Source organism: Campylobacter sp. 2014D-0216 (assembly GCF_014931215.1).
Classification (GTDB): domain Bacteria; phylum Campylobacterota; class Campylobacteria; order Campylobacterales; family Campylobacteraceae; genus Campylobacter_D.
Genome location: NZ_CP063089.1, coordinates 320466 through 343566, shown reverse-complemented (window position 1 = coordinate 343566; position 23101 = coordinate 320466). Strand labels below are relative to the sequence as shown.

Annotated in this window: 23 protein-coding genes; 4 read left to right on the top strand and 19 right to left on the bottom strand. The window is 32.1% G+C overall.

Features of this window, described 5'->3' with window-relative positions; translation table 11 throughout:
* Window positions 1-101 precede the first annotated feature (101 nt).
* Window positions 102-1184 carry an NAD(P)-dependent alcohol dehydrogenase gene (locus A0083_RS01820; RefSeq protein WP_197553784.1) on the top strand — a complete coding sequence of 361 codons (1083 nt, stop codon included), beginning with the start codon at window positions 102-104 and terminating at the stop codon, window positions 1182-1184.
* Here the strand turns inward: A0083_RS01820 and A0083_RS01815 are convergent.
* The 4 genes from A0083_RS01815 to A0083_RS01800 form a co-directional block, all read right to left on the bottom strand.
* Complete coding sequence (locus A0083_RS01815) at window positions 1181-1633, bottom strand: lipocalin family protein (protein WP_039627978.1); 453 nt, start codon at window positions 1631-1633, stop codon at window positions 1181-1183. The genes A0083_RS01820 and A0083_RS01815 overlap by 4 nt on opposite strands.
* Window positions 1630-1959 carry a MarR family transcription factor RrpA gene (gene rrpA / locus A0083_RS01810; RefSeq protein WP_120759716.1) on the bottom strand — a complete coding sequence of 110 codons (330 nt, stop codon included), beginning with the start codon at window positions 1957-1959 and terminating at the stop codon, window positions 1630-1632. The genes A0083_RS01815 and rrpA overlap by 4 nt, the downstream gene beginning before the upstream one ends.
* Window positions 1960-2179: 220 nt before the next feature.
* The gene (locus tag A0083_RS01805) at window positions 2180-3901 is read right to left on the bottom strand and encodes a GMC family oxidoreductase (protein WP_197553781.1); all 1722 of its coding nucleotides are present in this window, start codon (window positions 3899-3901) and stop codon (window positions 2180-2182) included.
* Between the two features lie 3 nt (window positions 3902-3904).
* Window positions 3905-4633 (bottom strand): gluconate 2-dehydrogenase subunit 3 family protein, encoded by a 729-nt coding sequence (locus tag A0083_RS01800; protein ID WP_197553778.1) that lies wholly within the window; start codon window positions 4631-4633, stop codon window positions 3905-3907.
* Window positions 4634-4876: 243 nt separating this feature from the next.
* On the opposite strand from A0083_RS01800, the gene A0083_RS01795 reads away from it, so the two are divergent.
* Window positions 4877-5461 carry an NAD(P)H-dependent oxidoreductase gene (locus tag A0083_RS01795; RefSeq protein ID WP_197553775.1) on the top strand — a complete coding sequence of 195 codons (585 nt, stop codon included), beginning with the start codon at window positions 4877-4879 and terminating at the stop codon, window positions 5459-5461.
* Here the strand turns inward: A0083_RS01795 and A0083_RS01790 are convergent.
* The 6 genes from A0083_RS01790 to lgt form a co-directional block, all read right to left on the bottom strand.
* Window positions 5451-7268 carry a dynamin family protein gene (locus A0083_RS01790; RefSeq protein ID WP_197553773.1) on the bottom strand — a complete coding sequence of 606 codons (1818 nt, stop codon included), beginning with the start codon at window positions 7266-7268 and terminating at the stop codon, window positions 5451-5453. The two genes, A0083_RS01795 and A0083_RS01790, sit on opposite strands and share 11 nt — an antisense overlap.
* Window positions 7258-9483: a dynamin family protein gene (locus A0083_RS01785; RefSeq protein WP_197553771.1), complete on the bottom strand. Its 2226-nt coding sequence runs from the start codon at window positions 9481-9483 to the stop codon at window positions 7258-7260. The genes A0083_RS01790 and A0083_RS01785 overlap by 11 nt, the downstream gene beginning before the upstream one ends.
* Window positions 9461-10186: a fumarate reductase iron-sulfur subunit gene (locus A0083_RS01780; protein ID WP_120759727.1), complete on the bottom strand. Its 726-nt coding sequence runs from the start codon at window positions 10184-10186 to the stop codon at window positions 9461-9463. Before A0083_RS01780 ends, A0083_RS01785 begins: the two co-directional genes overlap by 23 nt.
* Complete coding sequence (locus A0083_RS01775) at window positions 10179-12170, bottom strand: fumarate reductase flavoprotein subunit (protein ID WP_120759729.1); 1992 nt, start codon at window positions 12168-12170, stop codon at window positions 10179-10181. Before A0083_RS01775 ends, A0083_RS01780 begins: the two co-directional genes overlap by 8 nt.
* A complete protein-coding gene (locus A0083_RS01770) occupies window positions 12154-12933 on the bottom strand; it encodes a fumarate reductase cytochrome b subunit (RefSeq protein ID WP_120759731.1) in 780 nt (259 codons plus the stop codon). The genes A0083_RS01775 and A0083_RS01770 overlap by 17 nt, the downstream gene beginning before the upstream one ends.
* A 77-nt stretch (window positions 12934-13010) precedes the next feature.
* The gene (gene lgt / locus A0083_RS01765; protein WP_197553769.1) at window positions 13011-13826 is read right to left on the bottom strand and encodes a prolipoprotein diacylglyceryl transferase; all 816 of its coding nucleotides are present in this window, start codon (window positions 13824-13826) and stop codon (window positions 13011-13013) included.
* Between the two features lie 74 nt (window positions 13827-13900).
* On the opposite strand from lgt, the gene A0083_RS01760 reads away from it, so the two are divergent.
* On the top strand, window positions 13901-14695 hold the full coding sequence (locus A0083_RS01760) for a hypothetical protein (RefSeq protein WP_120759734.1): 795 nt from the start codon (window positions 13901-13903) through the stop codon (window positions 14693-14695).
* On the opposite strand, the gene A0083_RS01755 is transcribed toward A0083_RS01760, so the two are convergent.
* From A0083_RS01755 to A0083_RS01730, 6 genes are read right to left on the bottom strand one after another with little or no spacing between them, the layout of a single operon-like run.
* A complete protein-coding gene (locus A0083_RS01755) occupies window positions 14682-15221 on the bottom strand; it encodes a hypothetical protein (RefSeq protein WP_197553767.1) in 540 nt (179 codons plus the stop codon). The genes A0083_RS01760 and A0083_RS01755 overlap by 14 nt on opposite strands.
* On the bottom strand, window positions 15208-15759 hold the full coding sequence (locus tag A0083_RS01750; RefSeq protein ID WP_120759738.1) for a hypothetical protein: 552 nt from the start codon (window positions 15757-15759) through the stop codon (window positions 15208-15210). The genes A0083_RS01755 and A0083_RS01750 overlap by 14 nt, the downstream gene beginning before the upstream one ends.
* Window positions 15756-16721: a hypothetical protein gene (locus A0083_RS01745; RefSeq protein WP_120759740.1), complete on the bottom strand. Its 966-nt coding sequence runs from the start codon at window positions 16719-16721 to the stop codon at window positions 15756-15758. Before A0083_RS01745 ends, A0083_RS01750 begins: the two co-directional genes overlap by 4 nt.
* A gap of 5 nt (window positions 16722-16726) precedes the next feature.
* Window positions 16727-17350 carry a lysophospholipid acyltransferase family protein gene (locus tag A0083_RS01740; RefSeq protein ID WP_197553765.1) on the bottom strand — a complete coding sequence of 208 codons (624 nt, stop codon included), beginning with the start codon at window positions 17348-17350 and terminating at the stop codon, window positions 16727-16729.
* Window positions 17334-18593, bottom strand: a complete 1260-nt coding sequence (gene miaB / locus A0083_RS01735) for a tRNA (N6-isopentenyl adenosine(37)-C2)-methylthiotransferase MiaB (protein WP_232087592.1) — start codon at window positions 18591-18593, stop codon at window positions 17334-17336. Before miaB ends, A0083_RS01740 begins: the two co-directional genes overlap by 17 nt.
* A 35-nt stretch (window positions 18594-18628) precedes the next feature.
* Window positions 18629-18871 carry an HP0268 family nuclease gene (locus A0083_RS01730; RefSeq protein ID WP_197553761.1) on the bottom strand — a complete coding sequence of 81 codons (243 nt, stop codon included), beginning with the start codon at window positions 18869-18871 and terminating at the stop codon, window positions 18629-18631.
* A 123-nt stretch (window positions 18872-18994) separates the two neighbouring features.
* Here A0083_RS01730 and nusA point away from each other — a divergent pair, with 123 nt between their 5' ends.
* Window positions 18995-20086, top strand: a complete 1092-nt coding sequence (gene nusA / locus A0083_RS01725) for a transcription termination factor NusA (RefSeq protein WP_197553758.1) — start codon at window positions 18995-18997, stop codon at window positions 20084-20086.
* On the opposite strand, the gene A0083_RS01720 is transcribed toward nusA, so the two are convergent.
* From A0083_RS01720 to A0083_RS01710, 3 genes are read right to left on the bottom strand one after another with little or no spacing between them, the layout of a single operon-like run.
* Entirely contained in the window at window positions 20083-20436 is a 354-nt protein-coding gene (locus A0083_RS01720; RefSeq protein WP_232087566.1) for a hypothetical protein, read from the bottom strand. The genes nusA and A0083_RS01720 overlap by 4 nt on opposite strands.
* On the bottom strand, window positions 20433-21806 hold the full coding sequence (locus tag A0083_RS01715; protein WP_197553755.1) for a cytochrome P450: 1374 nt from the start codon (window positions 21804-21806) through the stop codon (window positions 20433-20435). The genes A0083_RS01720 and A0083_RS01715 overlap by 4 nt, the downstream gene beginning before the upstream one ends.
* Before the next feature lie 8 nt (window positions 21807-21814).
* Entirely contained in the window at window positions 21815-22951 is a 1137-nt protein-coding gene (locus A0083_RS01710) for a DUF829 domain-containing protein (RefSeq protein ID WP_197553752.1), read from the bottom strand.
* Window positions 22952-23101 lie beyond the last annotated feature (150 nt).

Below are 23101 nucleotides of genomic sequence, written 5' to 3'. Positions count from 1 at the left end.
ACCCACAAACACACCTTGAGTATAGTATCTTACTTTATTTTCCCTATTGCAATAAAAACCTAGCTTTATTATAATTAAAAAAACGCAAAGGAGAAAGAAAAATGGATTCAAAAATCTTTTTAGAAAATGGTCGTGTTAAAAGTAAAGGCTATGCTATGCTTAGCAAAGATTCTAAATTCACGCCTTTTGAATTTACACGCCACAAAGTAGGTAAAAACGACATCTTAATCGCTATCAAATACGCAGGAATTTGCCATAGTGACATTCACACCGCAAGAAGCGAATGGGGCGAGGCAACCTACCCTTGTGTACCTGGACATGAAATAGCAGGAGAAGTCATCGCAGTAGGGGAAAATGTAAGTAAATTTAAAGTAGGCGATTTTGCTGGGGTTGGGTGTATGGTCAACTCATGCGGGGAGTGTGAAGCATGCAAAAAATCTCAAGAGCAATTTTGTGAAAATGGTAAAACCATCTACACTTATAACTGCAAAGATGTATTTCATGATAATGAAAACACCTATGGAGGCTACTCAAACAACATCGTAGTAAGTGAAAAATTTGCTATCAATGTGCCACAAAATGCACCACTTGAAAAAGTAGCGCCTTTGCTTTGTGCGGGTATTACTACCTACTCACCGCTTAAATTTTCAAATATCAAAGAAGGCTCAAGTGTAGCCATAGCAGGTTTTGGTGGACTTGGTATGATGGCAGTTAAATACGCTGTGAAAATGGGAGCAAAAGTAAGTGTTTTTGCAAGAAATGAAAACAAAAAAACAGAAGCTCTAGCTATGGGAGTGAGTAATTTTTATACTAGTACCGATAAAAGCGTAGTAAAAGAAAGATTTGACCTCATCATCTCTACCATACCAACTCCTTATGATCCACTAGCTTATATGGACTTGTTAAAATTTGGCGGTGAGATGGCTATTGTAGGACTACCTCCGCATGAAGTAAGCCCTAGTATCAACATTGTTCATTTTGTACACAAAGCAGGTAAAAAAGTATATGGTTCGTTGATTGGGGGCATTAAAGAAACTCAAGAAATGCTTGATTTTTCTTTGGAGCATGGAATTTACCCTGAGATTGAACTCATCAAACCAAGTGAGATTGACAAAGCTTATGAAAACCTCACTTCAGGAAAAGCTAAATTCCGTTATGTAATCGATATGAATGAAGCACTTTAGTGCTTATCAAAAATCACATCACTAGTGTCAAAACCTCTTTGCTTGGCTATTTCAAGCAAAGAGTTTATCTGCTCTTTTTCTAAAATTTTTCTTGATAAAATCCAAAGGTATTTTTTATCAGGACTACCTACGATAGAAACTTGATAATTTGTATCAATGTAAACAATCTCATAATTTGGCTTGTTGAAGATATTCATAAATATACTAAACTTAACCGCTAAAGCTCTTGGAGATTTTACCCTTGCTTTGCCATTTGCTTGTGAAATTTCACCATTTTCTTTGGTGCATATATTTTTAACTTTTATTATAGGCGTAGTACCTTGATACTCTAGCTCGTATTCTGCTTTAGCGCTTTTACAAGTTTTTTGAAAAAAAGCAGGCTTTCTAGCCATTTCTAGCCATGTACCCATGTATTTTTCTAAATCAATACCATCTAATAATTCTATCATTTTTCTTCCTTTTGATTCACTTCGCCCCAACTACACATCGCTTGTAAGATAGGGATCAAACTTTGACCTTTTTTAGAAAGTCTGTATTCTACTTTTGGTGGAATTTGTGGGTATTCTTTACGAATGATCAAATCATCACTTTCAAGCTCTCTTAGGGTATGCGTTAAGGTCTTAAAAGAAATACTCCCAAGATATCTTTTTAACTCATTATATCTTACTACTTCATAACGAAATAAACAATACAAAACACTCATTTTATACTTTCCTGAAATCAAAGATAAAGTATAATTAAATCCGCATTCTGTAAAGTTGCATTTTTCTTTCATAAAATATTTTCCTTAGTTAACTCAAATTATGTCTTTATAAGTTATAATACAAAATTATTAGTTAATAAAACAAAAAAAGGAAGTAAATGGATTTCATTACAAATCTTATCATTGCTGCTATCGTTGGTGGTGCATGTGGAGTTGCACTTCATTTATGGAAGAAGAAAAAAGAAAAAGATAACAGCGAAAACAAGTGAAGCCAAAAATGCTTCACTTGTTTTTACACTAATTGTCTGCCTATTTGGTGGTATTTTAAAATACCTTCAGCACAACGATAAGCCAAAGCCCCGACTGTATCAGTAGGGTTATATCCGCTATTATGCTGAAAATTTCCTGCACCCACAACAAAAAGATTATCCATATCCCAATGCTGCAAATAGGTATTAACAACGCTTGTTTGAGGATCATCACCCATGGTAGTACCACCTGTATTGTGTGTAGTTTGATATGGTACAACACTATAATTAGTAATATAAGGATCTTTTAGTATAGATTTAACACCTTGCATTTTTTTAGCAACTTCAGCTGTTTTATCGGTTATAAATTTATGCAAAGCACGATCTTGATCTGTAAAGTTATAAGTAAGTCTTACTAGTGGCATACCAAAAGCATCTTTATAGGTTGGATCCAAACTTAAGTAGTTATTTTTATGTGGTAAAGATGCACCTTGCCCACCAATGTAAATATTTCTAGTGAAATTATAATTTAAAGCTTTTTTAAATTCTGCACCCCAAGAAGGCGTATTCTTTGGAATTGCATAAGCTTTAATCGGTCTATTTCCAGACTGCACACTATAAATCATCGCACCATGTAAAAATTTCTCTCTTGAATGATCAAAATTATCTCCTATAAAATCATCACAAGTTGTACCCAAAGCACCTGAACCCATAAAAGTGTTAAATTGCTCATCAAAAAACGCTGTCGTACCCATGTTGATTTGATAACAATAATTTCTGCCTAAAGTTCCTCTACCTGTATTGGGGTCATATTGTTCGCCTATACCACTTACCATTAAAAGCTTAGCGTTGTTAAACATATAACTTGTAAGCACTACAATATCTGCTGGCTGAATATACTCTTTCATGGTTCTTGTATCTACGAATTTAACTCCGGTTGCTTTTCCATTTTTTTTAAGTATTTCTATAACATTACTATGTGTTCTTATGGTGTATTTTCCTGTGCTCATGGCTTTTGGTATAACTGTGTTAATAGGACTTGCTTTAGCACCATACTCACAGCCAAAACGCTCACAATAAGCACAGTATTGACATGGGGCTAGATCCTGACCATCTGGGTTAGTATAACCACCTTTTGAGTTGGCTGCAGGCAGTCTAAATGGATGCATTTTAAGATCTTTTGCTGCTTTTTCAAAACGCTTAAGCATTTTAGTATTTTCTAAAGGTGTTTGAGGGTAAGGACTTGATCTAAAAACACCCATTTTCTCTGCTAGAGGATTTTCCTCTCCACAAATACCGCAAATTTTTTCAAATTTATCATAGTAAGGCTCCATATCTTTATAAGTTAAACCCCAATCTTGTAAAGTATAATCACTGCCTAATTTATTGCCGTATCTTTCAAAACTTTTTGTTTTGATTTCAAAATCATAAGGCAAAAATCTAAAAGTCCATCCATTCCAGTGCACTCCTGCACCGCCAACATTATTACCAAGTAAAAAAGAACCCATTTTTCTATATGGCAAAGCAAGATCTTTTATATGTTGGCGAAAAGTCACTGTGTCTTTTGAGCAATCTTGCATTAAGCCATAATTAACAGCATACCTCCACTCATCATGGATCATTGCAAAATTTTCCGTAGTTTGCATTGCACCACGTTCTAAACTTAACACATTCAAGCCTGCTTTAGTAAGCTCTGCTGCTACTATACCACCTGTCCAACCTGCTCCTACTGTTACTACATCTACTTTTTTTAATATTTCAGCCATGCTTTATCCTTCCATATCTGCTAAGCCCATAGGCTCCATGTTAAAAAATTCATCACTTGCTATTTTGTCTATATAACTCATTTGTGCCCCTGGATATTGCATCATTCTCCAACCATTTTTATTATCATTACCACCATAAATTGGATCAGATAAAGCTCCAGCTATCGTCATTTCTCTTAAAAGCGTAAAAAATTCAGAAGATTTAAATCCTATGAAATCAATTTTATTTTTTTCCAAATCAATCAAAATTTTGTCCTGATCAGTTCCTTTTAAAGATGAAAAGCTTTTTTTATAACGCTTTTGAGAAATAACCTCTAAAGCTTTAACACCTTCTAAGAAAATATCATTGCGTTTCATAGGAGTTTGATAACCTTGTTCAGGTATACCTTCTATAAAAGGTCCTTGTAGATACTCTCTATCATTATAGCCATATGCTGAGGCTAATTGGTTATCGATAAAATAAGGCACACCCAAACCTATAGCGCCCTCTCCTTGTTCATCTTTTGGGTATATTCTCTCACATGCTGCGCTTAAATTATCAAAATCAGTTTGCACTTGAAAAAACATTCTTCCTCTTACTTTGTTAGATTTATCTTGAGTACTTTTATGTTCATGTGCTAACTCTGCAGCATGTAGTACAGTTCCACCTCCTATAGTGCTAGCAGCGATCACGCTACCTCCCAAAAGACTTAACTTGAAAAAATTTCTACGATCAATGACATTGTCTTGCATATTACCTCCTTTTTTTTGTTGACATAATCAACTTATATTCATTCTATTCCTATCTGTTTTAATTTAATCTTAAATATAAAAAATAATACAAATTACGTATGATTTTTAAAAAACACTTCATAAAAAGTAACACTTTGTATTTTTATACTTTCTTTGAGTATAGTATCTTACATTAATTTCTGTATTGCATTTAAATGCTAGTTTATCTATAATTATACTTTCACGCTAGAAAAGGATATCACCATGAAAAATATTTTATTACTTAATGGATCAAAAGAGTTAAAATTTTCAAAAGGCAAGCTAAATGCAACCTTACAAGAACTTGCAAAAGAAACACTAACATCACTAGGTTATCATATAAAAGAAACGATTATCGACAAGGGCTACACCATAGAAGAAGAACTTCAAAAGCTCATGTGGGCTGATGTATGGGTATATCAAATGCCTGGCTGGTGGATGGGAGAACCTTGGATAGTAAAAAAATACATCGATGAGGTCTATATACAAGGCAAGGATCAATTTTTCATCAATGATGGGCGAACTAGTGCTAACCCTAGCTTAAATTATGGCACCGGAGGTTTGTTAAAAGAAAAAAAATACATGTTTTCTCTCACATGGAACGCACCTATTGAGGCTTTTAATTTAAAGGGTGAATTTTTCGATGGAGTGGGGGTTGATATGGTGTATTTACATTTACACAAAACACACCAATACATGGGAATGAGTGCCTTACCTACTTTTATATGCAATGATGTATGTAAAAACCCACAAATACCAACATATTTAGAAAACTACAAAAAGCATTTAGAAGCAATATTTAAAGCTTAGCAATTTGTGATTTGATGCTAGAAATCATTGATTTTTTAGCTTCAAATTCATGATGTAAATTTTGTATAAAATGCTTTTTTGCTTCTATTAGTTTTGTAAAAGTTTGTATGTAATTTTGATAAATTTTTAAAACAACGGGCTTATTTAAAAGTAAATCTTCAAATTCATACACATTAAGTTCACTTAAAACCCTTTGATGTACCTCACTAGCTTTTGGATAATACAAGCTAAACTCGGTGCTGTCTAACTCATAAAATTCCTTACTCGCATTCATTTTAGTACTAAAAAATCCTAAAGCAAGCTTAGTAGCACTTTCATAATTTGCCAAAGCTTTGAGGTTTAATTTTTCCAAAAACAGGTCAAGTTCAAGTTGGCTTTTGAATAACAATCGCTTAAAGTCTTTCACAAAAAATTCTTCACTAGCACTTGCAAAACTTCTAAAACTAGCAAATTCTTCTTCGCTTTCTAATTCGTTTTCTTTTTGTAGATTAGAAAACTGTGCTTTAAATAGCAAAATAGGCTCTTCTAAGGTGCGAAAAAGTTGAAAAAATTCATCTTTGATTTGATTAAATTCCAAAGCGATCTCATTTTTCATTTTTTTAAATTCTTTATTCATCGTTTCAGAATGATAAAACATAGCCAAAAAAGCATCATCGCTTGAAAGATAAGGTGCTTTATAAGTAACCTTTTCATAAAGATTTTTTTTAAACAATCCCTTAGCTTCTTTATAGTAACAACTTTCTTTTTCTTTGATTGATTTTAAAATTTCTTGAGCGATTTTCTCGCCAACAAGCTTCAATTTGTCTAAACAATGATGATTTAAAATTTGGATTTTTCGCTCTAGTTCTTTAGTATAAAAAAACTCTAAAACCTCATCTAGTTTGAGTTTTAACTGTTCTAGTGTATCTTGAAAAAGATCATATTGATTCAGTAAAATTACACACAAAAGATCAAGTTTTTCTCTGATAAAATCTTTTTTAATATTTTCATAATCAAGCCCTTCTAAATACTCATACAATAACGGCAAATTAGATTTTTTTAAATCAGTTTTTGCCTCTTTACATGAAATAGCAATAAGCTTTTTGAAATATTTATCAAAAACTAAATGCGCATAGCTTAGCACATTATCTAATTCTTCTTGATTTAGTTTATCTTTTTGATTTAGCACGCAAATTCCGCCACGCTCTAAAAGCTTAGCATTGGCTTTTATAGCTTCTTCTTCACTTTTTTTACCTGCATTATCAATCAAACTAAGCCAAATCGCACTATGCATAAAAGAAAGTTCTTTATAAGTAGTAAGTGTATCGATATCATTTGCGTTAAGTCCTGGAGTGTCTATAAGCGTGATATTTTTTAAAAGTTCAATAGGCGCAAAAAGATGTAAGCTTTTAGTTTCTTTTAATTCATTTCTTTGATCGCTAAAATGCGAAAGCTTACTTATATCTACAATCTCATCACTTCCATCTTCATACTCTACTCTTAAAAAATACTCCTTAGCATAACGTAAAAAAGTCGGTTTAAAAGTCACTGGCACCACACCTGTTGGTAGACATTCTTTTTTTAAAATCAAATTTAAAAGCGTAGATTTTCCGCTTGAAAACTGCCCTATAATAGCTATATTAATCGGCTTTTTATAACTTGCTATAATCCCTTCAAGCTCTTTTAAAAAAAACCCATTTAAACGCAAACTTGGCTCTAAAAAGGCATTTTTAATCGAAAGAATTTTTCCCTCAAAACTATCATCGAAACTTTTGCAATAAGTCTTCTCATAAGCTTTTAAAAAATCTTCAATCAAATCATTTTGCATTTAAAAGCTCCATTTTCAAAGTCTTTAGTTGATTAAGTTTGATATTGTTTTTTTCTAGAAGTTCTTTGGTATTTTGCTCATTTTGCTCCATTTGTAAAATCAAGTCTTTTAAATCTTTAAGCTGTTCTTCTTGTTCTTTTTCATATAAATTTAAGCTAAGCTCCAAATGAGCAAAAAACTCTTGATTGTGTTTTAATTCATTTGCAATTTTTTCTATACCAAAATTTTGCAACTGCTGTAAAATTTGCTCTTCTAGTATAGTTTCTAGTTTATAAATATCCTTATTTTGCATAAGATTTTCTAAAAGATCTGATTTTAATTTAACAAAGAGTTTACCACTGAAAATATTTTCGATTTTTGTCTCAACCTTATTTTTAAAATCATCACAATTTTGCACTAAAACACCTTTTAAAAAGTCATACTTCATACTTAAAGTGTTTTTAATTTCGCTGATTTTACACTCGCTTTGGTATTTTAACTCCCTTAAAAGATCAAAAATTCCATCTTTTAAAGTTGTATCGATAATGGTGCTTAATCTTTGGAAGTTATTTTTGATTTTATTGTTTTGGTTGTACTTTAACTCATCTATGAGTTTTTCTTTTAGCTTCTTAGCTAGTAAATGCAAAAGCGTTGTAACTTCTTGTGTATTTTCATCTTTTGCATTAAAAAGAGTATTTAGCTCTATTTTTATCTGCTTTAATTTGTCCTTTTTTGCTTTAAAATCATCAATAATGAGTTTATTTTGTTGGTCTAATTCAAAATTTTCATAACTTAGCAATTTATTGGAAAGATTGGTTTTTTCTTCAAGTTTTTCTACATGCAAAAGCAATTCTTTTTTATAAGCATTTAGGGCGATTTTATTTTTATCATACAAACTTTTGGCTATAAGCTCTTCTAGAGCTAAAATATTACTTTGTTCTAAATTCCCACCTTTGTTTTGATAAAAATCATTTGCGAGTTTAGAAGAAATACATACAAACTCTACATTTTTTACTAGCTCTTGATCAAGCTGTCTTTGGGCTAAATTTTCTTTAACTTTCTTTTGAGTATAACTAATCACTTCTTGCAGATCTTTTTGATCAAGCAAATCTGCTTTGGTAAGCACAACCAAAAGCTTGCTTACTCTTGATGTTAATAAACATTCTATGATAAATTCCGTATCTTTTTGACTAAGACTTTGAGAAGCATTCATAAGATGGATCAAAAAGTCAGCTTTTTGGATATAACTTTTTGTTAAAAGCTCTCTTTGGATAATCACATCATCAAGCCCCGGGGTATCAACGATGTAGACATTGTCTTTTAAAAAATCAAGCATAGAAAAAAGTTCTATTTTTTTAATGAGTGTAGAAATTTTATTTTTTGCACTAGTATAATCTTTGAGTGAATTAAAATCAACTTCTAAAGTTTTACCATCTTTTTCAATGTACTTAGATATATTAAAATTTTCTTCAAGTTGTGTGATAAGATCTTTCATATCTTGATTATCTCTAGAGCTTTTTAAGATCTCCTCCCATTCTTCCTTATTCCAAAAATATATCTTTGCCTTATGTTCTTGACCATATTTTAAAACACTCAAATTTGCAGTCTCTGGCACATTTGATACCCCTAAAAAGTCTTGCTTTAAAAGCGCATTTAACATGCTTGATTTACCTGCATTTACAACACCTGTTACCGCGATAGAAAAATCAATACTACTAAATTTAAGCAAAGCCTCTTGCAAAAGCTTTTGGACTTTATCATCATCACAAATTTTTTGTATGCTTTGATTGATATCATCTAAAGCTTGATGAGAATTTTTACTTTCTTGTTTATAATCTTTTTTAATTGTCTTTTGTTTAGATATAAAGGTATAAATTAAAGTGTTATCTGTAATTTTTTGAAGTTTTTCTAAGTCTTTTAAAAGTTCGTTTTTATCCAAAATTCCTAAAATCAAAGCATTAATAAAACAAACTTGCGCATACTGTATGCCATAAAGATCTAAACGTAAATTCAAACTTTTCATCAAGTTTTTAAATTCACTTAAAGCACTAAATCTTTCATAATTACTAAGATCAGTACTTAAAATAATCGCAGCTTTTTGAGTATCCACCATACTCTCATCAAGCAATGCATGAGTATCAAGATAGACGCTGTGGTTTTTCCAAATTTGTTCTAGTAATGCTTTAATAGCCCCCTTTTCTTGGGGGCTAGGATTATTTATTTCTTTGGGCGACAAGCTGTCTTCTCATATAAGCGATTTTACTTTGCAAAGGAAGCTCTTTTGGACAGTTATCCTCACACGCAAGCAAAGACATACACCCAAATACGCCATCATCATCACCCACTAACTCATAAAAATCTTCTATACTTCTGTGATCATGTGGATCTTGTAAGTATCTAGCTGTTCTTAAAAGTCCAGTAGCTGCGATAAAATCAGGTCTCATTAGTTTAGTTGCACACGAAGCAACACAAATTCCACACTCTATACAACGATCAAGCTCGAAAGTCTCATCAGCAACTTCTGGCTCAATACGCTCTTCAAGTTTAGAGATATCTGTTTCTTTTTCATTATGTACCCAGCTCTCAACACGCTTACACATACCATCAAACCACTCGCCTGTGTTAACACTTAAATCTTTAATATGTCTAAATGCAGGCAAAGGCATAAGCTCTATAACACCATCTGGATAATCTTTTGTCAAAGTTTTACAAGCTAATTTTGGCTTACCATTAATCATCATCGCACAACTTCCACAAATCCCTGCTCTACATACAAAGTCAAAGCTCAAATCTGCATCCATTTTTTCTCTAATTTGAGTTAAGCACACAAAAATCGTCATAAATGGAGTTTCTTCAAGCTCATAAGTAACAAAATGAGGTTTAGAAATTTTACTTAATGGGTTGTATTTAAATGCTCTTATTGTTAATTTTCTACTCATAATCAACTCCTATTCTTTGATTTGGTGCTTTAAATTTAGCTTGCAATTCATAAGGCATTAAAGCATGCTGAATTTCATATCTACCTTTGCCTTCTGCTTCCATTTTCTCGCGGATCGCATCAACTTCAGCTTGACGTTTTTCGCTGAGTGGATTTTCTATGATATTTCCTTTAGCACCATAACCTCTAAATGCTGGTGGAATTTCCATTTTCATAATGTCAAGATCTTCATACTCAACCCTAGGCATGCTTTCACCCTCTACCCAGTAAGTATTTGTTCTTTTCATCCAGTTTAAATCATCTCTTTTTGGATAATCTTCTCTATAATGAGCCCCACGACTTTCTGTTCTTAAAAGTGCTCCATAAGCAACACATAGAGCGATTTTTAGCATTCTTGGAACCCTGTAAGCTTCTTCTAGTTCTGGATTTGCACATTTTAATTCTTTATCATGTACTTTCAAATCAAGTGATTTGTGATATAGCTCTTCGAGCTCTTTCACCGCTTCTTCAAGACCTTGACCTGTTCTAAAGATAGCTACTTTTTCCCACATGATATCTTTCATTCTATTTTTAATTTCAAATACATCATGTTTTCCTTCTTTACTTACAAGAGATTTTAAGTAATCATACTCTTTAGAAAGGAAAGATTTAACAATATTAGTATCAATCTCACTGCCATTTTCTTTGCAGTATTGTGCAAAATAATCCCCTATAATCATACCTGCAACAACAGTTTCAGAGCATGAATTTCCACCCAAACGGTTAAAACCATGCATATCCCAACAAGCTGCCTCACCACATGCAAAAAGACCGCTTAACCATTGGCTTTCACCGGTTGGCTTTGTTCTAATACCACCCATTGAATAGTGCTGCATTGGTAAAACTGGTGCCCAACCTTTTGGACCCTCATCAGCAGGATCAATACCATTAAATGTCTTACAAATATCTTGAACATCACGAAGATTTTTTTCAACATGAGCGCGACCAAGGATCGAAATATCAAGCCACAAATGATCTCCATAAGGACTTTTTACACCTTTTCCTTTTCTAATATGCTCCATCATTCTACGACTTACAACATCTCTACTTGCAAGTTCTTTTTTCTCAGGCTCATAATCAGGCATAAAACGGTAACCATCTACATCTCTTAAAATACCACCATCACCTCTACAACCTTCAGTTAGCAAGATACCACTTGGTACGATTGGAGTTGGGTGAAACTGCACTGCTTCCATATTTGAAAGTCTGCAAAGTCCGGTTTCTAAAGCAATTGCAGCTCCTGTACCTTCACAAATTACCGCATTAGTAGTTTGCTTATAAATTCTACCATAACCACCTGTTGCGATCATAGTTCCTCTAGCAACATAAGCGATCAACTCTCCATTGGTTAAATCTCTTGCTATAGCTCCTAAACATTTTTTACCATCATGGATAATTCTAACCGCTTCCATTCTATCGATGATTTTAACCTGATGTTTAATCGCTTCATTTGCCACACCATATAGCATACAATGCCCTGTTGCATCAGCAATATAGCATGTTCTCCATTTTTTAGTACCACCAAAGTCTCTTGCATTGATTAAACCATGTGCTTCTTCTTTTTCTTCAATCGTTGTTTTTTGTGCATTGATAACAACGGTTCTAGGTCCTTTTGTAACTCTAGTCCAAGGCACACCCCAAGCAGCAAGCTCACGCACAGCTTTTGGTGCAGTTTGTGCAAACATTCTTGCAACTTCTTGATCACAACCCCAGTCAGATCCTTTTACAGTATCAGCAAAATGCACATCTTCATTATCGCCTTCGCCTTTAACACTATTACCCAAACTCGCTTGCATACCACCTTGTACAGCAGCTGAGTGAGATCTTTTAACTGGACAAATACTTAATAAAGTTACACTTTGACCACTTTTTGCAACTTCAATAGCAGCTCTTAAACCCGCAAGACCACCACCGATAACTAAGGCATCGCTATATTGTATGTTCATATTTAGCTCCATCATAAGTTTTTACTATTTGTGCTATAGAATTATTTTGATTATTTTTTAAACCTATTTTTGCAAAAGCAGCTAAGCTTAGTAAACCTAAAACTAAGAAGAAAACACTAATAAACCATTTTGCTTTTTTCAGTTTTTTACGGCTTTCTTTTGCGTCTTTTCCTTCAAACCAACCCCATTTTACACACAATCTATAAAGACCGATACTTCCATGAAGTTCAACACAAATTAATAAAGCAAGGTAAAATAACCACATAAAATGGCTCACTACTCTATCGCCTGACATATCAGCACTGATTTTATCTGCATTAGTTATTACAAAGATTAAGTGTGCAGAACCCAAGAAAAACATCACAAAACCTGTTGCAGCTTGAACCCACCATAAAGATGAATCACCATGATTCATATATTTTAAATGCGTTCTACAAAGTTGATATTGTCTAAAGTTGATAGGAAATTTTCTCATAGCAAGAGCAGCATGCACAAAGAAAATCACCAAAACACAGGCAGCTAAGAAAGAAGTGATGTAGCTCATCATAGGGCTATCAATGATAAATTTTAGTTCTAAAAAATGAACCACTGAATCAAAAAAATCATCACTAACCAAAATGGTAGAAACGAAAAACATATGTGCCCACATAAACAAGCCCAAAAACAAGCCTGTTGCACTTTGAATATAGTCAAGCTTTGCTGGCATTTTGCTTTTTTTGCCATCAATACTCTTGCCTAGAAAACCTTCAATGAGTTGGCTCATACTTTACTCCTTTAAAAGTTGATAAGTTTTAATATCGGAGCAATTATAGAACTTTTATTCTTAAAATAAATAAAAATTTATAAACTTTTTTTAACAATTCTTAAATAAAAAGATAAAATAAGTCCCAATAACAACATCAATAAACTTAAAATTTGCCCCATGCTCAAACCAAGAACAACAAAGCCTATACCATAATCAGGCTCTCTATAAAACTCGCAAATAAAACGAGCTATGGCATAAAAAATCGTATAATATGCGATCAACTCGCCGTTGTATTTTTTATATTTTTTTATCAATAATAAAAGAATAAAAACAACAAAACCTTCCAAAAACGCTTCATAAAGCTGAGAAGGATGACGCAATGCCCCATCTACATAAATACCCCAAGCCACATCGGTGCTTCTACCGAATAATTCTTGATTTAAAAAATTTCCTATACGTCCAAAAATATAACCACAAGGAACACTAATAGCAACTAGATCAAGATATTTCCATAAATTTTGTTTATTTTTTTTACAAAAAGCATAAGTAGCGATCAAAAAACCCACAACCGCGCCATGATAACTCATACCTCTAATCCCTACAAATTCTCCATTATAAAAAGGATTAAAAATTTGCCAAGGGCGAGTAAGATACCAAAAAGTGTGTGCATCATAGATTAAAATATAACCCAATCTTGCACCCAAAATCACACCGATTTCAACCCAGATAAAATAACTATCAAGCATTGCTTTTGAAATTCCCATTTTATCTTTAATAGCATAGTATTTTGCCACCATTAAAGCAACTAGCAAAGCCAACACATACATAATGCCATACCAATGCACTTTTAAGCCAAAAATTTCAAAAGCAACTACATCAAAATTTGCATAAATATTTTGCCAAAATTCCATAAAATTACCTCTATTATAAAACTTATAAATATAGCAAAAAATTGTTATAATTATAAAAATTACAAGGAGATAAAATGAAAAAAATACTACTATTTTTGATCATGACTTTGTTTTTTAGCGCATGTACAAGCAACCCAAAAACCTACTATATCTCTATGCCTCATTTTAATAGCTCTTATGAAGAACACAATAACACCGATCATCAAGGACCCAAAGTCAAGATTAATGATATTGAAATAATCAAAAACACTTTTTATAGTTCTTATTTTGAACAATCAACCCTCAATCAAAGAATCAATAAAAGCTTAGAACTATTAAAACAGCAACTCCTTAAAGATGCACAAGCACTGCTAATAAGCAAAGGCTACACAATAGACAATCAAAATCCAGACTATGCTTTCAACATTACCATTAGTGCTAACTTATATGAAGATAAAGTAACAAGAAATTCAAATTTTGGTGGAAACAATGTTGAATCTTCTTTTATGATCATTCTAGAAGCTCAAAGCAATTTAAATCATTTACACCAAAGCGATACTTTTCAAACAGCAACAAGTTCAGCTAAGCTTAATGATCCCATCGTTTTAAATTATCCTACTAAAGGAGATACAGGTTTAGAAAGTTTTAGACAAGTTTATAGTGCCGTTCCTACACAAGTTAATGAAAGTATCGCGGCTAGTGCTTTAGAGGTTGACAAAGTTTTTATCGCTTTTTACAAAGAAATCACTTCGAGTTTAAAGACAAGTATACAAGAAGTCAAAGAAGAATCTAAACCCTTAGAAAATCCACCTGCACAAGAAGAACCCGTGCAAGAAAATGAAGAAAAATCAAATCCTTATCAAAATAACGAAGTAATCATTTTTGAATAGCATCAGCATAAAACACTTTGATCTTAAATTTAAGATTGATGTGTTTTTCCTCTGACTTAAATTCCACAGGTGTTGAAATTTCGATTAAATTTTTATACTTTTGCAAATCATTCAAAAAAGAATAAAACGCTTGTGGTTTTTTCATTTTTACATTTGCTTCAAATTGATATTTTAAGTATTTTTGTTCTTTTTTTATAGGAATGAGATTTATCTTTACATCATCAAAATAGTTCTTCATAAAACTTAATAAATCTTTTTGTGAAAACTCTGTATTAATTTGAGTAAGTTTTTTGGCATTAGCTTTTTGAAAATCATCAATCACTTTTTCCAAGGCTTTTAATTCATTTAAAGCTCTTGTATTTTGAATTTGCTGCGTGGCTAGTCTTGAATGTTCGATTTTATAATCTTTTAAAAAAGGTACAATTAAAAATAAAATCAAGATCGCACAAAGCGCAACAAAAGAAAAAGAATAAATCAATATCCTTAATACATCTGCTTCTTCTAAACTTTTATCATTTTTGTTCATACATTTCCTCTGGTATGGTGATATTAACACTAACAAAGCGATACCAACCATTTTCTAATTGATAATAACTTGTTTGAGAGTTAGAAAAAATACTTCTTAATGGAGCTTCCAATAACAAAGCAAACATTTCCTTAGTAGGCGTAATACCTCTTAAAATCAATGATCTATCTTCCATTAAAACTTCATCTAAAGATATGCTTTTAGGCACCAAAGTGAAAAGATTTTGAATACTTTTTAATAAAACCTTATTTTTTCCATTGTCTTGATTTTGCCCCTCATCACCCAAAATCAATTCAGCTTTATCATTTTGTCTTAGTAGCTCATGGTATTTAAGTTTATTTGCATTGATTTGAGCAATAATTTGAGCTAATTCTTCTTTTTTGTTATTTAATTGTATCGAAGCATAATAACTTTTAAAACTCACTACAACAAACACAACAAAAATCAAAGCCACACTAATACTTGTAAAATATATCCAAATTCGAGTGAAAAGATTGAAAACTGGTTTTATTTTAGGTTTGATTAGACTGTATCTCATAATCTCAAATCCTTCACCATAAGTTCATTCATCAAATTTAAAGTGTCTATAAGCTCTACTTTTGGTTTTATAAAAAGTTCATTTTCTAAAAAATTCAAAGAACTCGCGCTAAAGCTTTCCTCATCAAAAATCACAATTTCTTCTAAAAAACTATTATCATATAGAGGATTTTGATAAAATTCTTTTACACTTGAGATGATGTATTCTATCATTTTCATATCAGAACTAAAACCTTCTAAAGAATCAATGTTAATTTCCTCTTGTTCACTTTCCATTTCTTCAAGCTTTTCAAGCTCTTGACTCATTTCTTCTAGACTTTTTAAATCAAAGTTTTCTTCATGTTCTTCATCTTGATTTTCATCATCAATTTTTAAGTCAAATTCTTCTTGAATATCATCAAAAAAATCAAGCTCTTCATAAGTTTGGCTAGCGATATTAAAATAACTTCCAAATAAAATCATCTCTTTTTTGCAAATTAGCAATGCAACTACTTCATGGTATCTATAAACATAAAGTCCTATTTTATCTTCAAAACCTTTACTTTCGATACAATGATACAACAACGAAAAAGGCGAATACAACAAATCCAACCCACCAAAAGGCTCATAGTCTTCTTTGTAAACCCCAAGCGATTCATTAGAAGCATATAATAAAGCATTTTTAAAAGGTATACTTTTTACACTATTAACATCAACTCCAAATTGAGAAAGTTCTTTTAAATTTAAGCTTGGTACCACACCTTGAGCAATAGGCGTGAAAAAAGTACTAATATAATAAATCTGAAAATCTTTTGTTAAATTCTTAATGTATTCTATGGCTTTTTCTTTATCTTCAAAACTTTTTTCAAAAGTATCAATGGCTTGAGATTTTTTCCATGTATGACATCTTATAATGTATTGTTTTTCATCATAACAAATGCAAACTAGAAGTTGTAGAATGTATTTTCTAAAAAAAGATAACATCGTGTTTATCCTTTATCTATTTGACTTATGATATCAAATTTTTCTTTTATCATTACTTTAGCTTCTTCTAAATTTAGATTTTGTATTTGGACTTCATCACTAAGTCTATAGGTAATCTTAGAAAAAGGCTTAGGTAAAATCATCTTATCCCAACTTTTAAATTCCCAAAAAGAACTTGCTTCATAATTTAATAAAAAAAGCGGGGTATTTTTTTTCAAAGCTATCATCACAGATCCATCTGAAACACTATGATAAGGACCTCTTGGTCCATCTGGTGTGATAATCACATCATCGCCTTGATCTAAAACCTTAAAAGATTGTTTTAACAAAGTCAAAGCACCTTTGCTTGTACTACCTCTTAAGGTATTTAAACCAAACAAAGCAATGTTCCTAGCAATGATTTCTCCATCTTTATGGTGCGAAATCATCACATAAGCCTTTTTTCCTTTAATGCCCATTTTGCGATATGCAAAAGGCATTAGAGCAAGTCTTCCGTGCCAAAAAAGTATCACGCAAGATCTGCTTGGAAGTTTTTGCCCTAAATAAACCTTCCTACAAGTTAAAAAGATCAACCATTGTAGTAAAAAAATTCCAAAAGCGAGTAGATTAATCTTAAAGGATTTCACCATTTAACACCATACGCCTAGGATTGGTGATTTTCACTTTTTTCATTTGCCCTAATAACTCTTCACTACCTTTAACTTGTACCAAAAAGTTATTGTCGCTTCTACCGGCTACAAAGCCTTCGCTTCTTAGTTCTTCAAATAACACTTCAATTTCTCTATCTTTTTGCTTTGCAACAATCTCATCTAAAATTTCTGTATGTCTAGCTTGTAAAATACTTAGACGTTTTGAAGCGATATCATCAGGAATTTGATTTGGCATAGTTGCAGCTTTGGTTAGCGGTCTTTTGGAGTATTTAAAAGAAAACATTTGCTCAAAACGCACTTTTTCAAGCACATCCATGGTGTCTTCAAAGTCCTTATCGCTCTCACCAGGAAAAGCTACAATTACATCTGTAGAAATACTTACATCTTTACACATAGAACGTAGTTTTAACGCTCTATCTAAATACCACTCTTTTGTATAACCTCGCTTCATAGCTTTTAAAATTTCGCTAGATCCGCTTTGTAAAGGCATATGCATAGACTTACATACTTTAGGATTTTTAGAAAAAACCTCTAAAAATCTATCATCCATATGTAAAGGATGCGGGCTTGTAAAACGGATACGCTCCAAACCTTCTATCTCACTTAATTTTTCTAAAAGATCTGAAAAATTAATCTTTTCGTGTGCATTAGAAAATCTTTTACCATAGTTGTTGACATTTTGTCCTAGTAGAAAAATCTCCTTAGCTCCCTTAGAAACGGCTTTTAAAGCTTCATTTTTAATGATCTCAAAAGGTATAGAAATTTCATCACCTCTTGTGTGAGGCACAATACAATAAGTACAGTGTTTATCACATCCTATAGAGATATTAATATAAGTTTTATAAAGACTATTTCTAAAATCTGCAAAAGCATAATTACTCTCATCAAAATCGATATCATTACCCAAAAATTTTGGAGTATTTACTGCTTTTGTAATCTTTGAAACATTTCTAGCACCCAAAACAAAGTCAACATTAGGAGCGCGCTTAAAAATTTCATCTCCCAAATGCGAAGCCGTACAGCCACAAACACCTATTTTGGCACCATTTTTTTTGATTTTTTCAAAACTTCCAACTTCTGAAAAAAGTTTGTGCACGGGTTTTTCACGCACTGAACAAGTATTGATCAAAATCAAATCTGCCTCTTTGGCATCTTGAGTTAACTCGTAATTTTCTTTTTCTTTTAGTTCAGCTATCATGTGCTCAGAATCACGCACATTCATAGCACAACCTAAAGTCTGTATAAAAAGTTTTTTACTCAAAGAATGTGTACCTCATACATAAAATCTGCATCATCTAAACCATACTTGATTATTCTATGATAAACACACTTTCCTTTTTTTTCAAAATGCTCCACCAAAGCGATTAGTTGCTTGTGAGCATTATCCTTATCAAAATAAAAAAATTTCTGACCTTCTTTATCCACAGCCTTTTCAATACTCTCTAAACTTATACTTTTTGGCTTTTCTTCAACAGAGGTTCTTGCTATTTTTAAATCCATATCATCATCCTCAAGTTTTTTTAATCTAAAATTATAACAAATTTTACTTTTAATTAAACTTATTAAAGATATAATTTTAATCTTCAAAGTTTAAAAATCCAAAATTAAGGTTGTATTGTCACTATGGAAAAAATCACAGATATTATTGAGTCCATTGCTAATGAAAAAAATTTGCAAATAGAAGATGTAAGAGAAAGAGTTAAAAAAGCACTAATTAATACTGCTAAGAAAATTTACGGCGATAAATATGAATTTTTTGTAGATTCTAGTAAAAATTTACAACTTTATCAAAAAATCATCGTTGTAGCAGATAATGATGAAAGGTTAGAAAGCGAAAATGAACATTTTATCGCCTTAAGCAAAGCAAGAGCTGAAGCTAAAGATGTAGAAGTTGGTGATGAGTTAACCTACGAATGTTCTTTGGAAAATTTAGGCCGCACTGCTGTAAATATTTTGCATAAAGAACTAGAATATCACATTCAAAAACTTTTGGAAGAAAAAATTTATGAGAAATACCAAAAAATGGTAGGTCATATGGTTTTTGGTAGTGTTGTTAGGGTTGATAGTGAAGAAAATACTTATGTAGAAATCGATGAGTTTCGCGCATGCTTACCTAGAAAAAATCGTATTAAAGGTGAGAAATTTAAAGTTGGCGATGTAATTAAAGCTGTGATTAGACATGTATATATTGATAAATCGGGTATGAGAATGGAGCTTAGCAGAACTAGTCCTAAATTTCTAGAGGCTTTATTAAAAGCTGAAGTACCTGAAATCAAAGATGGTCTTATTAATATTTATGCAAGTGCTAGAATTCCAGGTGAGCGTGCAAAGATTATCCTGCAAGCTAATAGTCCAAGTGTTGATGCAGTAGGTGCGACTGTGGGTGTAAAAGGTGTTAGAATTAACGCAGTAAGTAAAGAATTAAAAAATGAAAATATCGACTGCATTGAGTATTCTAATGAAATGGCGATTTTAATCACAAGAAGTTTAGCTCCAGCGATTATTAATTCTGTTGGCATTGAAGATAAAAAAGCTATCGTAACGCTTAATAGCGAACAAAAAAGCAAAGCTATAGGAAAAAGCGGGATCAATATACGCTTAGCAAGTATGCTTCTTGGATATGAGATAGAACTCAATGAAGTAAACAGTGAAGAAAAAACTAATAACCAAGAAGAGGCATTTAAAAATCTTAAAGCCTTATTTGGAGAAAATTAAAGTTGCTTACCGACAGTTTGCTCGGTAAGCTTTCTTGCTAAAACTAAATCCACTATGGGCTGTTCTCTTTTGTTAGCTTTTTGGCAATGATTTTTATCAAAAAAATCCGTAATTTTTATGACTATTTTAGCCCATCGTTTATCGCGTTCTCTCCACGCATGTGAAGACAAAGACTCCCACGCATAGCCATTAAACAAAGTTGCATTAACAAAATGATCAAGTGCTCTTACACCCTGTCTAACTCTTGCAGGATTACCAAAAGTACCCACCACAACAATAAAAAGATAACTAATCACCGCCAAAGGAACAATGGCACAAAGTAGTATCGTTCCTGCTAATTTTTCTTTCATTTTTCCCTTTTTATAAATCTAATATTCATACCATTAGCTGATCTTATAGTCAACCTTCCTACAACATCAGGTACAAAATTTTCTTCTAATTCTAACCTATAAGTCCTTAAAATATTTGCTAAAATTAAAACAGCCTCTTGCATAGCAAAACCCTGTCCTATGCACACACGCTCACCCATACCAAAAGGCATATAAGTGTCTTTTTTAATCTTGCTTTTATCTTCATGACGACTTGGATCAAACTCATGTGGGTTTTCCCAAAAGCTATCATGTCTATGGATAAGCCATGGAGCTACCACTACGCCCGAACCTTTTTTAATGAGCTTATCTCTCATTTTGCTTTCATTTTTTGCTTCTCTAGCAAAAAAACCAACTGGCGGATAAAGCCTTAGACTTTCTTTAAACACATTTGCGACATATTTCATCGCTCTAATGTGTTCTATTTTAAACTCCTCATTGCCTGCAACTTGCATAATTTCTTCATAAGCTTTTTGCTGCTCTTTTGGAGAAATACTTAAAATATACAATGTCCAAGTTAATGAACTTGCAGTTGTTTCATGGCCTGCTAAAAAAAGCATAGCAACTTGATCTAAAATTTCATTAAATGAAAATCTTTCATTAGTATCTGCGTCTACTACTGCAAGCAGTGAAGACAAAATATCTTCGTATTTTTCTTGATCATTTAAAGCATTATCATACCTTGGCTTTATAATATCTGATAAAACTTGACGTATGGTTGCTCCTGCCTTAAGTCTTTTTCTTTCTCCTAAAAGATTTGAAAGCCAAGTTGGAAAACGAAACATTCTTCGCATAGCCGTTTTGACTGTTTCTTCTTGTACAGTTACAAAAGCATCTAAAACAAGCTTGCCTTTTTGCTCATCAAGTTTTGAAGACATAATGGTTCTAAAAATTACATCTGCAGTTACAAAAGTCATAGCCTCATCTACTTCCACAACTGCTCCATTTTCATGCTTTGCAAATCTTTCCATCATATCAGATGCTGCTTCATTCATTAAATTAAAAACCTTAGAAATCCTTGTCATTTCAAAAGATGGCCTTAAAAGCTCTCTTTGTTTTTCCCATACTCTATCATTTGTAGTAAATATACTTATACCCAAAAGTGGCTCTAAAAGCTCATGTAAAAGTTGGCTTTTTGGGTATTCTCTAACCTCATCTACCATAATGCGTCTAACTTCTTTTGGATCATTTACCACATAAAGATCAAACCCAGGCATTTTCACTCTGCCCATCATCATTTTATAACTTCTTTCGTAAAGACCATCAAGCCATGATCTTCTTTTGAGCAAAAAAGTAGTAAGCGTAGAAGCTTTATTTTTATAAGGTTTTGGATGAAAAGGACACTGACCCATGATTTCTCCTATTTGATTTTTTCTTCTAGTTTGTTTTTTCCTATGATAAATTCAAAAAAGTCATATACCCCTTGAATTTGCGTTGCAAATAAATACAAAAAATGGGCTTTATATTTGTCTTTTTTGATTTTTTTATAGTCTTTATTTGGATACAAAGTATGAAATTTAGCAGAAAGGTATCTAGGGCTAAATTGTGCTTTTACTCCACTTGTGCGTATGAAATCAACCTGAGCAAAACAAGCCCCATCAATAATAGAAGTAAAATCATACCATATTAAATTTTTACTTCCCAAATATTCCAAATCTTTTCTAAACTCAAACGATCTTTTTTGATAACTTACTAAAGGTATGCACTCGCCTAAAGTCAAGACTTTTAAATTTTTAAAAGACAGATTTTCTTTCTCACATTGTCTAAGTACTTTTGCTAAAACATTTATACAAAGAACTGTTCCTACGCTATGTGCACTTACAATAAGTTCGTAGTTTTTATCTTTTGCGTTTTCTTTGATTTTTTGAAAAATTACGCTGGCAAAGTTTTCCATTCTTTGTTCTAACTCTCCTTGGGAATTTTTCTCCCAATTTGCACAAAAAGAACAAATTCTAGCTATCCAAAAAACAGCCAATTTCTTACCTAATTTATAAAAAATTCTTGGTAAAACCGCTAATGATAAAATAAAAGTCAAAATCCCCAAAACAATATGAAAATTTTGTAGATAAAATAAGCTTCCAAAAGCACAAGCTAAAGTAAAAATCAAACTCAAAAGCACATAAAAAAACGGATAATAACCCGTGATGAGTTGATGTGGGGATTCTTTACCAAATTTTAAAAAAAGCCCGGTGATAGTATAAATTCTAAAAAAGCTATAACAATCGCTCAAAGCATCTTTGATGCCTTCTGACCAATTTTTTTTCACTATATCATTCCAGCTCAAAAAAGTATAATGGGTATGTGTATGGGGAGTTTGGATTTCCCAAAATGGATAAGCATTGTCTTTGACTTGACTTTTTGATAAGGTATAATCATACTTTAAAAGAACATTTTGTGCGGCAAGATTTTTTTTAAACATAGTATAATAATGCCTATAACCCCTAGGATCATATCCAGCAATATAAAAAACATCTCTTTTTTGACACATTTTATCCATCAAAATCCTAAACAAATGAAAATGAATTTAAAAATATAGCTAAAGTTAACATCTTTGTCAAATGCTGAAATACAAGGGATAATAAGGTATTTTTACTCTGAAATTATTCATTAAAAAACATTTTATAAAATAAATAAAAATTTCTTAAAG

What these genes read in the sequence shown, in the direction of transcription:
- A0083_RS01730 (WP_197553761.1), bottom strand. Translation starts at nt 18,871, where the DNA reads ATGGATTTAAAAATAGCAAGAACCTCTGTTGAAGAAAAGCCAAAAAGT.
- A0083_RS01805 (WP_197553781.1), bottom strand. Translation starts at nt 3,901, where the DNA reads ATGGCTGAAATATTAAAAAAAGTAGATGTAGTAACAGTAGGAGCAGGT.
- A0083_RS01750 (WP_120759738.1), bottom strand. Translation starts at nt 15,759, where the DNA reads ATGAGATACAGTCTAATCAAACCTAAAATAAAACCAGTTTTCAATCTT.
- A0083_RS01745 (WP_120759740.1), bottom strand. Translation starts at nt 16,721, where the DNA reads ATGTTATCTTTTTTTAGAAAATACATTCTACAACTTCTAGTTTGCATT.
- A0083_RS01740 (WP_197553765.1), bottom strand. Translation starts at nt 17,350, where the DNA reads ATGGTGAAATCCTTTAAGATTAATCTACTCGCTTTTGGAATTTTTTTA.
- miaB (WP_232087592.1), bottom strand. Translation starts at nt 18,593, where the DNA reads ATGAATGTGCGTGATTCTGAGCACATGATAGCTGAACTAAAAGAAAAA.
- A0083_RS01770 (WP_120759731.1), bottom strand. Translation starts at nt 12,933, where the DNA reads ATGAGCCAACTCATTGAAGGTTTTCTAGGCAAGAGTATTGATGGCAAA.
- A0083_RS01760 (WP_120759734.1), top strand. Translation starts at nt 13,901, where the DNA reads ATGAAAAAAATACTACTATTTTTGATCATGACTTTGTTTTTTAGCGCA.
- A0083_RS01755 (WP_197553767.1), bottom strand. Translation starts at nt 15,221, where the DNA reads ATGAACAAAAATGATAAAAGTTTAGAAGAAGCAGATGTATTAAGGATA.
- A0083_RS01715 (WP_197553755.1), bottom strand. Translation starts at nt 21,806, where the DNA reads ATGGGTCAGTGTCCTTTTCATCCAAAACCTTATAAAAATAAAGCTTCT.
- A0083_RS01720 (WP_232087566.1), bottom strand. Translation starts at nt 20,436, where the DNA reads ATGAAAGAAAAATTAGCAGGAACGATACTACTTTGTGCCATTGTTCCT.
- A0083_RS01815 (WP_039627978.1), bottom strand. Translation starts at nt 1,633, where the DNA reads ATGATAGAATTATTAGATGGTATTGATTTAGAAAAATACATGGGTACA.
- rrpA (WP_120759716.1), bottom strand. Translation starts at nt 1,959, where the DNA reads ATGAAAGAAAAATGCAACTTTACAGAATGCGGATTTAATTATACTTTA.
- A0083_RS01790 (WP_197553773.1), bottom strand. Translation starts at nt 7,268, where the DNA reads ATGCAAAATGATTTGATTGAAGATTTTTTAAAAGCTTATGAGAAGACT.
- A0083_RS01820 (WP_197553784.1), top strand. Translation starts at nt 102, where the DNA reads ATGGATTCAAAAATCTTTTTAGAAAATGGTCGTGTTAAAAGTAAAGGC.
- A0083_RS01775 (WP_120759729.1), bottom strand. Translation starts at nt 12,170, where the DNA reads ATGAACATACAATATAGCGATGCCTTAGTTATCGGTGGTGGTCTTGCG.
- A0083_RS01795 (WP_197553775.1), top strand. Translation starts at nt 4,877, where the DNA reads ATGAAAAATATTTTATTACTTAATGGATCAAAAGAGTTAAAATTTTCA.
- A0083_RS01800 (WP_197553778.1), bottom strand. Translation starts at nt 4,633, where the DNA reads ATGCAAGACAATGTCATTGATCGTAGAAATTTTTTCAAGTTAAGTCTT.
- lgt (WP_197553769.1), bottom strand. Translation starts at nt 13,826, where the DNA reads ATGGAATTTTGGCAAAATATTTATGCAAATTTTGATGTAGTTGCTTTT.
- A0083_RS01780 (WP_120759727.1), bottom strand. Translation starts at nt 10,186, where the DNA reads ATGAGTAGAAAATTAACAATAAGAGCATTTAAATACAACCCATTAAGT.
- A0083_RS01710 (WP_197553752.1), bottom strand. Translation starts at nt 22,951, where the DNA reads ATGGATAAAATGTGTCAAAAAAGAGATGTTTTTTATATTGCTGGATAT.
- nusA (WP_197553758.1), top strand. Translation starts at nt 18,995, where the DNA reads ATGGAAAAAATCACAGATATTATTGAGTCCATTGCTAATGAAAAAAAT.